This window comes from uncultured Flavobacterium sp., assembly GCF_963925185.1.
GTDB lineage: Bacteria > Bacteroidota > Bacteroidia > Flavobacteriales > Flavobacteriaceae > Flavobacterium.
The window spans coordinates 1-11,404 of the sequence record NZ_CAWURC010000016.1 but is presented as its reverse complement, the minus strand read 5'-3'; the positions used below and the strand labels follow the sequence as shown (position 1 = coordinate 11,404).

10 protein-coding genes are annotated in these 11,404 nt (G+C 33.8%); 5 read left to right on the top strand and 5 right to left on the bottom strand.

Annotated elements, in window-relative coordinates; genetic code table 11:
* The 5 genes from dnaN to AABM59_RS04405 all read right to left on the bottom strand — a co-directional run.
* Positions 1 to 956 (bottom strand): DNA polymerase III subunit beta (dnaN, locus tag AABM59_RS04425; RefSeq protein WP_338407770.1); only part of this gene is annotated, 956 nt, incomplete at its 3' end.
* Positions 957 to 1,063: 107 nt separating this feature from the next.
* The gene (gene gldG / locus AABM59_RS04420) at positions 1,064 to 2,749 is read right to left on the bottom strand and encodes a gliding motility-associated ABC transporter substrate-binding protein GldG (RefSeq protein ID WP_338407769.1); all 1,686 of its coding nucleotides are present in this window, start codon (positions 2,747 to 2,749) and stop codon (positions 1,064 to 1,066) included.
* Positions 2,749 to 3,474 carry a gliding motility-associated ABC transporter permease subunit GldF gene (gene gldF / locus AABM59_RS04415; protein WP_338407768.1) on the bottom strand — a complete coding sequence of 242 codons (726 nt, stop codon included), beginning with the start codon at positions 3,472 to 3,474 and terminating at the stop codon, positions 2,749 to 2,751. Before gldF ends, gldG begins: the two co-directional genes overlap by 1 nt.
* Before the next feature lie 61 nt (positions 3,475 to 3,535).
* On the bottom strand, positions 3,536 to 3,832 hold the full coding sequence (locus AABM59_RS04410) for an antibiotic biosynthesis monooxygenase family protein (RefSeq protein ID WP_338407767.1): 297 nt from the start codon (positions 3,830 to 3,832) through the stop codon (positions 3,536 to 3,538).
* 26 nt (positions 3,833 to 3,858) lie between these two features.
* Positions 3,859 to 4,686, bottom strand: coding sequence for an SAM-dependent chlorinase/fluorinase (locus tag AABM59_RS04405; RefSeq protein WP_338407766.1), 828 nt, complete (start codon positions 4,684 to 4,686; stop codon positions 3,859 to 3,861).
* Between the two features lie 106 nt (positions 4,687 to 4,792).
* On the opposite strand from AABM59_RS04405, the gene AABM59_RS04400 reads away from it, so the two are divergent.
* From AABM59_RS04400 to AABM59_RS04380, 5 genes are all read left to right on the top strand, one after another.
* The gene (locus AABM59_RS04400; protein WP_338407765.1) at positions 4,793 to 5,743 is read left to right on the top strand and encodes a PhoH family protein; all 951 of its coding nucleotides are present in this window, start codon (positions 4,793 to 4,795) and stop codon (positions 5,741 to 5,743) included.
* Positions 5,744 to 5,940: 197 nt separating this feature from the next.
* Positions 5,941 to 6,756, top strand: coding sequence for an SDR family NAD(P)-dependent oxidoreductase (locus AABM59_RS04395; protein WP_338407764.1), 816 nt, complete (start codon positions 5,941 to 5,943; stop codon positions 6,754 to 6,756).
* A gap of 103 nt (positions 6,757 to 6,859) precedes the next feature.
* Positions 6,860 to 7,681 (top strand): HAD family hydrolase, encoded by an 822-nt coding sequence (locus AABM59_RS04390; RefSeq protein ID WP_338407763.1) that lies wholly within the window; start codon positions 6,860 to 6,862, stop codon positions 7,679 to 7,681.
* Between the two features lie 142 nt (positions 7,682 to 7,823).
* Positions 7,824 to 10,109 (top strand): prolyl oligopeptidase family serine peptidase, encoded by a 2,286-nt coding sequence (locus AABM59_RS04385; protein WP_338407762.1) that lies wholly within the window; start codon positions 7,824 to 7,826, stop codon positions 10,107 to 10,109.
* Between the two features lie 117 nt (positions 10,110 to 10,226).
* On the top strand, positions 10,227 to 11,180 hold the full coding sequence (locus tag AABM59_RS04380) for a phosphoribosylaminoimidazolesuccinocarboxamide synthase (RefSeq protein ID WP_338407761.1): 954 nt from the start codon (positions 10,227 to 10,229) through the stop codon (positions 11,178 to 11,180).
* The last annotated feature ends 224 nt before the right edge of the window (positions 11,181 to 11,404 follow it).

The window sequence follows — 11,404 nt, the reverse complement described above, 5'->3', positions numbered from 1 at the left end:
TACCCAATTTGCATATCGTCACCTTGATAATCACAAGTCAGTCTTTCTTCGGCTTTGTTGGAGTAATCAATATCTTCAGCAGAAATATTCAATTCAGCACCGGCAATTTTCAAACGAATTTGGTGTGTAGTTTTGTTAGAGAAAATTGCAACACGACGAACAGAACTTAAGAATTGTGTTCTGTCTATCATCAATTTATTTGGATTCTCTTTAGGAATTACTGCTTCATAGTTTGGATATTTTCCGTCAATCAAACGACACATTAATATGTAATTGTCGAAAGAAAAAGTCGCATTAGAATCGTTATATTCAATTTTTACTTCCGCATCTGAAGCACCCAGAATATTTTTCAATATAGTCAAAGGTTTTTTTGGCATAATAAAATCGGCCACTTGCGAAGCCGATACATCGGTACGAGCATATTTTACTAATTTGTGAGCATCAGTGGCTACAAATGTTAATCCTTGTGGAGAAAACTGGAAGAAAACGCCAGACATTACCGGACGCAAATCATCGTTTCCAGCAGCAAAAATCGTTTTGCTAATGGCTGTTGCCAAAACATCGGCAGGAACTAAAGTTACCGAAGGTTCGTCTAAGTTCACTGATTTTGGAAACTCTTCACCCGGAGCATACGCTAAAGCATATTTCCCTGAGTTAGAACTAATTTCTATCGTGCTATTTTCTTCAACGGTAAAAGTCAAGGGTTGTTCTGGAAAGGTTTTCAAGATTTCCAAAAGCAATTTTGCAGGAACAGCAACGCTTCCTTTGCTATTAGAATCAATGTCTAAAGTAGCTGACATGGTAGTTTCTAAATCAGAAGCCGAAACGGTTAACGCTTTATGGTCTAATTCAAATAGAAAATTATCTAAAATAGGCAACGTATTGCTGCTGTTGATAACGCTTCCTAACACTTGTAATTGTTTTAATAAGTACGAACTCGATACTATAAATTTCATCTGTTTTATTTTATTTTTTTTGTATATATTTTTTACTTTTTCAAAAAAACCCTACATGGTACAAATATATCGTAAACTATTATATTTTCTTAATTTTTTTATTAACATTACTTTCCGTATTTTCTTTTTCGAAGGACGGAAAATAGTGCTCCAAAAAGCATTAAAATTAAGATTGGAAGCCCGATAGTTAGGAATTGTATAAAGCTGTAATTGAGATATACTTTTTCTTTATCTAATAAGGGCAATTCAAGATCTTTGCTACGAATGTTAATAAGTCCATTATCGTCGAGCAGATAATTGACACAATTCATCAAAAAATCTTTATTATCATACAAGTTTCCCGATCGTTGATCATATCCTAATTCAACCGGTTGGAAGTTTTTATCCAGTTGATTTCGAATCAAATCACCATCCGAGATCACAATCATTTTACTGTCTTTTCCTTTGGCTTCAAATGTTTTTTGTTCAAAAGGCAACACCCTATTTTCAAACACCGAATGAAACGAACCTTCCAGTAAAACCGAAAGCGGAATATTTCCCTTGTTAAAATAATCGCTTTGAGTAGTTTCTTCGGCAACCATATTCAAATTAATCTCCGCCGGAGAACCTATTTTTCTTGAATATTGAGACGATTGCAACAACACGGTTTTCTTGATTCCATTCTTCAAAGTATCAATCGAATTGGCAAAGTCAAACTTGATTCCACCTAAATTTTTCACGATGGGATGCTTGCTTTCTGGATAAACTTGTGGCGCAAATTTCCAAATGAATTCCTGGTATTGGGTGGCACTGCCCTGATCGCCAGTAGCTAATTTTATTTGGCTTCCTTGTTCATCTTTAACTAATTCTGAATTAATTCTAAATCCATATTTAAAGAACATATCATTCAAATTCAAATCCCTTGGAAAAGCTAAAGTAGAACCAGATGAATTGTACAAACTGTCCATTTCCATATTGACTTGATCCACAAGCCACAGCGTTTTTCCCCCTTTGATGATGTATTGATCTAATACTTGTTTCTCGGCATCAGTGAACGTTTCTGTTGGTTTAGCAATAATAGCCAAGTCATATTTTTCCAAGGCTTCTAGACTTCCAGTTGGATTATTAGACACTGAATCTAAAGTGAAAGGTCCAATGTGGTAGCTTTCTCGAACCTGCATCAGGAATTTGGCAATCTGAATGTCCTGAAGTTCCCCGTTTCCTTTAATAATCGCTACTTTTTTCTGTTTGTCTTTCGTGATTTTATTGATGGCATCGGCGATAGAATATTCTAGATGTTGCACAGAACCAATCACTTTTTGGGTTGTCGTAGCACCCATAATATTTTTCAACAACGGGATATTAACTTCCTTGTTGTCGTAAATCGCAATAGCCCAAGGAAAAACCATAGCTTGTGATTGTTTTCCTTTGTCGTCAACGGTTATGTTTATTGGTGTGAGGCCTTTTCGATACAACTCCTTGATGTTGTCCATGCTTTCGTCTTTGTTTTCCAAAGGATCTACAAATTCGAACACAATATTTTTATTATAGGCTTGAAACTCTTCGAATAAATCCCGAATTTCACTTTGCAAACGTTTGAATTCGGCCGGTAAATCGCCTTGCAAATAGATTTTTACATACAACGGATTTTGGGCTTGTTTGACAATATTCAAAGATGTTGGCGAAAGGGTATATCTTTTGTCCTTGGTCAAATCAAAACGATGAAAAATTTGATTTCCAATACCATTTGCAACCAGTAAAATGGCAATGGTAATCAATAAAGTTTTTAGATTGCTTTTATTTATTGGTATCATTACGATTTAACAGATTTTAAATTATATACCGTAAACGAAAGAAACAAGAATGTGATGCTTACAAAATAAATCACATCCCGAGTGTCAATCACACCACGACTCATACTTTTGAAATGGTCTTGCATTCCAATACTTGAAATTTCGCTTTCAAAACTTGGAATAATCGAGCCAACGCTTTCGAATCCAAAGTAAAAAAAGAAACATAAAAACACGGCAACAATAAAAGCAACTATTTGATTTTCGGATAGGGTAGAAGTGAAGATTCCAATGGCAGAATAAGCTGAAATCAAAAACAATAATCCAAAATAAGAACCCATCGTGCTGCCCATATCAATATTTCCTTCGGGCGAACCTAAACCAGAAATGACCCAAACATAAATAAAAGTTGGAACAATCGCCATAACAATTAACAACATCGAACCCAGAAATTTTCCGTTCACGATTTGCCAAATACTTAAGGGTTTGGTCAACAACAATTCCAATGTACCTTGTTTTTTCTCATCCGAAAAACTGCGCATCGTAACGGCCGGAATCAGGAAAATTAGAATCCAAGGAGCCAAAGTAAAAAACGGACTTAAATCAGCAAAACCGCTGTTTAAAATATTGTATTCTCCTTCGAAAACCCAAAGGATTATGCCATTCCCAATCAGGAAAATAGCAATCACCAAATAACCTATTGGCGATCCGAAAAAGGATTTTATTTCTCGTAATACTATTGATTTCATTCTTATGTTTTTTTACCGCATAGACGCTAAGTCGCAAATTTTTTTATTTGGTAATTCGTAATTATTTTAAACTAACTAACTTGTCGACACTCCAAGCTTCGGGTTTATCGTTGAATAATTTCTTTGTGAATGCCCAAACTTCATTAAAAAGTTCCGATTTTCTATAATTTTCCAAGTCTTCTTCGGCTTCCCAATAACTGTAGGTAAAGAAAATACATTGGTTGGTTTTGTCTTGATACAATTCTAATAAACGGTTTCCCGGCGCATTTCGTATTTTGTCTTTCACTAATTCGAAGTTTTCCAGAAAAGCAGGAATATTTTCTTCGGAGAAGGACATTTTTACTATTCGTATGAACATTTTATTTCGGTTTTTTTTAAGCATTGTTAACGGAATACTATATTGATAACATCTCTATAATTCAATCCCAGCAAGCTATTGGCCGAGCCTAATTTTGATGGATTACTTTTAAAAATGGCAATTTCCAGGAAACCAGCCGTATTGAAAATCGCCAGTTTTTCGCCTTCATAATTCTTGATTGGATACTTGTCTGAACTCGCAATCGCAGAATAATTAGGTAAAATGGTTTTGATATTTTTAGTTCGCAAGACAATTTCGTAGGGTCTGCCTTTGGCAACTTCTAAGAATTGCTTTTTCGAAATATTGGTTACTACATTGCCAAAATGGTCAATGTAAATCACGTATCCTTTTAAGGAATTTCCATCATTAGCGGCAACAGCTTGCAAATCGGTGACTTGTTTGATGGCTTTTATTTCTTTGCCAATAACGTTGAGTAAACCACCTTTGGCAATGTGACAGGCGACTTTGACAAAAACGTCCAAATCTGTGGCGTTACTTGGCAAACGATCGTGAATATTGATGGCAACTATTTTTTGGGCTACAATTTTTTGAGAAAGCATACTCAAAATTCCATTATCGGCGGCAATAAAATAATGATCGTTCCATTGCATGACAATATGTTGATTTTCCTTGTTGAATTCCATATCCACACCAATGAGATGTACGGTACCTTTTGGAAAACTCGAATAAGCAGCTCCAATAATGTAACTTGCTTCAACCGTGTTAAATGGGTCAATATGATGCGAGATATCGACTATGGAAGCTACGGTATATTCCGATAAAATTTTCCCTTTCAACGCGCCAACAAAGTGGTCTTTCAAGCCGTAATCGGTAGTAAGGGTAATTATTGACATAAAATTGTTTATAAATAAAAAGGAAACTAAACTTAAAACTCATTAAATTTGAGATATGCAAAGCTAATAATTATCAACGATTATTTAATATTTAAAACCGTACCATTTGAACGAAAGAATCATCGAGCTCATAGACATCGCTCCAAAAGATTTTTGGGGCGCTCAAGACACTCATCTTGAAATGATTAAAAAGTACTATCCTAAATTGAAGATTGTTGCCCGAGGAACAACCCTGAAGGCTTTTGGCGAAAAGGAAGTGCTGGATGAATTCGAAAACCGCTTCAACCGATTGATGCTGCATTTTACCAGATACAACACCATCGACGACAATGTTATCGAGCGTGTTATTCAAAGTACTGCCCAGGATGATGCAAAAACGTATGGTCATGACAAGATATTAGTTCACGGTGTTGGAGGTAAAATCATCAAAGCCATGACACCTAATCAGCAATTGTTGGTCGATACGATGAACAAAAACGATATGGTTTTTGCGGTTGGTCCAGCTGGAACCGGGAAAACCTATACCGGTGTAGCAATGGCAGTAAAAGCATTGAAAGAAAAGCAAGTCAAGCGAATTATTTTGACTCGACCCGCAGTTGAAGCAGGTGAAAACCTTGGTTTTCTTCCCGGTGACATGAAGGAAAAATTGGATCCGTATATGCAACCTTTGTATGACGCATTACGTGATATGTTGCCTAACGAAAAACTCGAAGATTATATTTTGAAGGGAATTATCCAGATTGCACCATTGGCATTTATGAGGGGAAGAACTTTGGACAATGCTTTTGTAATTCTTGACGAAGCACAAAACACCACACATTCCCAAATGAAAATGTTCCTGACCCGTATGGGAAAAAGCGCCAAGTTTATGATTACCGGTGATCCAGGCCAAGTCGATTTGCCTCGTAGAACCATTTCTGGCTTGAAAGAAGCAATTTTGATTTTGAAGGATGTCGAAGGTGTTGGAATTATTTATTTAGACGACAAAGACATTGTTCGTCATCGCTTGGTTAAAAAAGTGATTGATGCCTACAAGATGATTGAAAATACGGATTAGTAGACTGTTGCGTTTTACTATTTTTAAAACAGTAAGGATTGTATTCTAAATTACACCAAGATAAGAATGTGTTTTAAAAGATTTTATGTATTTTTCGCAATTAAAATTTATAAATACGGCCCCAATTGGGGTCGTTCTTTTAAAAAGTTAGGTCATTTTTCGAGGATAGAATGTAAAACAAAATTAAAATAAAGAGATTGAAGAATATTATAATTACAGGAGCTTCGGGAGGATTAGGTAAAGAAATCCCTTTATATTTTTCTAAAAAAGGCTGGAATGTCATTGCCACAATGATTAGTATAAAAGAGGCAGGTGTCTTTCAGGATATTCCAAATATCAAATGTTACGAACTAAATGTAACTTCTCAAGAAAGTATTGAAATAGCTAAAACGGCCATTCTAAAAGACTCCAAATCAATTGATTTAGTAATTAATAACGCAGGAGTTGGTTATAGAAGTTTTGTAGAATTGTCTGAAGATTCTAAAATTGACGCCATTGTTAATGTAAACTGGCTTGGGGTAGTAAAAGTTTGTAGAGCATTTATTCCTCATTTTCGCGAACAAAAGAAAGGACAATTTGTCAATATTTCTTCTATTGCAGGATTAGTAAATTTACCTTTGGGTAGTTTTTATCACGCTACAAAGCAAGCTGTCGAGAGTTTTTCGGAATGCATGGCTTATGAGTTATTGGATTTTAACATTAGTGTTTGCACAGTACAATTTGGAAATGCACAGACAAATTTCCAGAATAATGTTGAAAAATGCGAAACGATATCCATTGATTCTTATAATGTTATGATGGATAGCATTAATAATATAATGGATGAAAAGACAAATGACAATTATCAATTAATGGATGCAATTGTTGAAAACCTTTATAAAATCGCAGAAAATCCTTCAAAGAAATTCAGACGTTACTCCATAGGTTTTGACGCAAACTTGATGAAATATTTAAGAAAATTTCTAGGATATAGGCTATTTAACATTGTCATTAGAAGATATGTTTTAAAATAAATCATATTTTTTGATAGTTGTACTCTCTAAATGGATCTTCTTTTTTTCTTTGTTTCTAAATGGAAAATAGGGTAAATTTGCGGTTGTTAAATAGAATTTAAAAATGATCAATAAAGAAAGAATCAAAGTTATAATAAGTGATTTAGATGGAACTTTACTCAACTCTGAACATCAAATTTCTGATTATACCAAATCCATTTTCCAAAAACTTCACCAAGAAAATTATCTAATAATCGTAGCCACAGGGCGTCATCATCTAGATGCTTTACCCATTGTCGAAGGTTTGGGCTGCCCAGTTTATTTGGTAACTTCAAATGGAGCTCGGATTCATTCCCCCAAAAAAGAACTGCTTTTTTCTTTTGACATAAAAAGCGATGCTATAAAATCAGTTTTGGCATTAAAAATCGATTCAGAATTTACTACCGTATTATTTAAGGAAAAAGTTTGGCAAACCAACAAGGAAAATAAAAAGCTAAACAGTTTTCAAACAGTAATGAATTATCCACCCGAAATAGTTGATTTTACTACAATTGAAGATTTAAGTGCCATAAAATTATTTTTCACTCATAATGATCATCAAAAATTAGTGGAATTAAAAGACAAAATTCTGGCAGACCATTCGGATGATTTTGATTATGCCTTTAGTCTTCCATTTTGTTTAGAATTTATGGACAAATCGGTCGATAAAAGTGTTGCCGTTTTAAAAATTTTGGAAAAAGAGAATTTTACTTTTAAGGAATCGATTTTCTTTGGCGATGGATTCAACGATGAAAAAATGCTTATTGCTGCTGGGAAATCCTTGATTATGAAAAATGCCACTGAAGGTTTAAAAAACAAACTTTCTCATTTAGAAGTGATTGCAACAAACGATGATGATGGTGTGGCAAAATACTTGGCTCATAAAATATTAAATATCGAAATTTAATCAATTGATCAATTCTTAAATATTTATCAATTTTATTACTTTTCAAATTGTATTTTTGTCTAAAATAAATCTAATTAATATGAATAAATTTATAACGGTTCTGATCTGTTTTGTGTTTTCAACAACAATTCAAAGTCAAAAATTGAAATTAGAAGAGATTATGAAGGGCAACGCCTTTATAGGTGTACAACCTGATAATGTAAATTGGTCTTTGGATGGGAAAAAAATTTATTTTGAATGGAATCCAAATAACGAATTGGGCTCAAGCACCTACTATTGGGAAAAAGGGTTAACAAAACCAATACTTGCCAGTCCAGAAGAAAGTGAGTTTTCGAAATTAGATTTTAAAGAAACAGCAACTTCGGATTTTGTTTATTATCTAAATAAAGGCGCTTTGTATTCCTATTCAAAAAAGAATAAAACCACAAAAAAATTATATCAAAACAGCAACCCAATTTCCAATCTACAGCTGGGATTTGAAGAGGAAATATTGTTTTTTGTACAAAATGGAAATGTATTAAAATACAATACAAAAGAAGCTACCATTCTTCAAATTTCAAATTTCAAACAAGGAAAATCGCCAGATAAAGAGGTTGATAAAGATTCTTTTTTGATAAGTCAACAAAAAGAATTATTCCAGTTCATTAGAGACCAAGAAGCAAAAAAAAATTGGAAAGAGTCAAAATCAAAAAGCATTAAATCCGATTTTCCAAAACCTTATTTCTATGACAAATACGATTTTAGAAATCTAAATGTAAGTCCTAAAGGGGATTTTTTAACCTTTAGTTTGATAGAAAAAAAAGAAGATAAAAACGAAAAAATGGAAGTTTTTATAACAGCAGACGGGTACAACAAAACTCCAGACACGAGAGAAAAAGTTTCAGAAAACAATCTTGTTTCAACAAAGTTTGGAATCTATAATAGCGCCAAAGACACTGTGTATTATGCAAATTTTTCGACATTAAGTCATATTCAGGATAAACCAAAATATTTTGAATTGTATGACAAACTTAAAAACAGGGAAAATGTTGATAAATTAGTTACAGTAAGTCGACCTCTTTATAATAAAGACGGTTCCTGTGCAATAATAGGAATTAGAAGTCAAGACAATAAAGAAAGATGGCTGGTAAGTTTTAATTTAGAAAAGGGAACATTCGAAGAAGTAGAGCATCAGCACGATGAGGCTTGGATAGGTGGGCCAGGTATTCCTAATTATTCTTTTGGAACCGGAACACTTGGATTTCTTGGAGATAATGAAACCATTTATTTCCAATCGGAAGAAACAGGATATTCTCATTTATATACCTATAGTTTAAAAACAAAAACAAAAACGCAGCTTACAAAAGGAAAATGGGAAGTTAAAGAGGTGGTATTGTCTAAAGATAAAAAAACATTCTATCTAGCTACAAACACCACACATCCTGGAAATAGAAATTTCTATAAACTACCTATTTCCGATACCGTATTGCAACCTATTTTAACAAAAGATGGCGCTCACGAAGTAATTTTATCCCCAGATGAAAGTGCCTTATTGGTTCGTTATTCCTATAAAAATAAACCTTGGGAATTGTATTTAGCGGATAATAAAAAAAATTCTACACTTAGCCAGATTACCTTTTCTACTACCGAAAATTTCAAGGCTTACCCTTGGCGAGAACCCGAAGTAATTACTTTTATAGCTCAAGACGGCACCACGGTGTATGCAAGATTGTACCAGCCAAAAAAAGAGAATTCTAATAAAGCCGCAGTACTTTTTGTACACGGTGCTGGATATTTACAGAATGCCCATAATTATTGGAGTAGTTATAACAGGGAATATATGTTTAATAATTTATTAGCAGATTTGGGTTACACTATTTTAGATATCGATTATAGAGCAAGTGAAGGATATGGTCGCGATTTTAGAACTGGAATTTATCGTTTTATGGGAGGAAAAGATTTATCGGATCAAATAGATGGCAAAAAATATTTGGTTGATAATTATGGAATTGATACGAATAGAGTTGGTCTTTATGGTGGTTCCTATGGCGGTTTCATTACCCTAATGGCACTATTAACCGCTCCAAAAGAATTTGCTTCTGGTGCAGCTTTGCGTTCCGTTACAGATTGGGCGCATTACAACCATGGATATACTAGTAATATTCTCAATTTTCCAGAAACTGATCCTGACGCCTATAAGATAAGTTCTCCAATTTATTATGCTAATACTCTCGAAGGGAATTTGCTTATGCTACACGGAATGGTCGATAATAATGTGGAATATAAAGATGTAGTTCGTTTGTCTCAACGCTTTATAGAACTTGGCAAGAAAAAATGGGAGCTAGCCGTTTTTCCAGTTGAACCCCACGGTTTTATTGAAACCTATTCTTGGATTGATGAATACAGCCGAATCTTGAATTTATTTAACTCGACGCTTCTAATAAAGTAACATTTTTTCTGAAGTGATATACTTTAACAATTTTGTGTATCTCTTCAAAACAACCTATTTTTGCAGCTACAAGTACAATAGACTGAACAGGAAAATAAACAACAACTAACTATTAAAATGAACACAATAACTACAACCAACTTCAATTTTCCAGGTCAAAAATCGGTTTACCGTGGTAAAGTAAGGGAAGTTTACAATATCAATGACCAACTTTTGTTTATGGTTGCTACAGATAGACTCTCCGCTTTTGATGTTGTTTTACCAAAAGGAATTCCTTATAAAGGACAAATTTTGAACCAAATTGCCACTAAATTTATGGAACTAACCCAAGATATTGTTCCTAATTGGTTAATAGCAACTCCAGATCCAAATGTGGCGGTTGGGCATTTATGTGATCCTTTCAAGGTCGAAATGGTGATACGGGGTTATGTTTCAGGTCATGCCGCGCGGGAATATGTTCTCGGAAAAAGAACTATTTGTGGAGTAACTATGCCAGAAGGATTAAAAGAAAACGACAAATTTCCAACGCCAATAATTACGCCAACAACAAAAGCGGATAATGGTTCCCATGATGAAGACATTTCACGCGAGGATATTTTAGCTAAAGGAATTGTTACTGAAGAAGATTATTTAGTTTTAGAAAAATACACCAGAGCCTTATTTCAAAGAGGAACTGAAATCGCTGCCAGTCGCGGATTGATTTTAGTAGATACCAAATATGAATTTGGTAAGACGAAAGAAGGAAAAATTGTTCTTATTGACGAAATTCACACACCAGATTCCTCTCGTTATTTTTATTCTGAAGGATACCAAGACCGACAAGATAGGGGAGAAGAACAAAAACAATTATCGAAAGAGTTTGTCCGCCGTTGGTTAATCGAAAATGGTTTTCAAGGTCTTGAAGGACAACAAATCCCTAATATGACTGCTGAATATATCGAAACCGTTTCAGAAAGATATATTGAATTATTTGAGAATATTTTGGGAGAAAAGTTTGTAAAAGCAGATGTTTCTAATATTTATGATCGTATTGAAAACAATGTTTTGGCGTATTTGGACCATAATAAGTAGTCAAAAAACAAATAAAAAAAACCGCAATTCATTTTTTGAATAGCGGTTTTTTTTATTTTATAAACTTATTTAAGTATCTATTTGATTGAAATACAGTAACTAAAATTTATAACACAACAAGTCATCATTTTTGGCAACAGGTTAAAAATCATTAAAAGAAATATAAAAGAGCGAATTAGGGAGTGTAAATTATTTATTTTACCAATAAAAAAGCACCATTAGGG

Bases quoted from the DNA above. Each gene is read 5' to 3' on its own strand.
- AABM59_RS04410 (WP_338407767.1), bottom strand. From the start codon at position 3,832: ATGTTCATACGAATAGTAAAAATGTCCTTCTCCGAAGAAAATATTCCT.
- gldG (WP_338407769.1), bottom strand. From the start codon at position 2,749: ATGATACCAATAAATAAAAGCAATCTAAAAACTTTATTGATTACCATT.
- gldF (WP_338407768.1), bottom strand. From the start codon at position 3,474: ATGAAATCAATAGTATTACGAGAAATAAAATCCTTTTTCGGATCGCCA.
- AABM59_RS04405 (WP_338407766.1), bottom strand. From the start codon at position 4,686: ATGTCAATAATTACCCTTACTACCGATTACGGCTTGAAAGACCACTTT.
- AABM59_RS04390 (WP_338407763.1), top strand. From the start codon at position 6,860: ATGATCAATAAAGAAAGAATCAAAGTTATAATAAGTGATTTAGATGGA.
- AABM59_RS04380 (WP_338407761.1), top strand. From the start codon at position 10,227: ATGAACACAATAACTACAACCAACTTCAATTTTCCAGGTCAAAAATCG.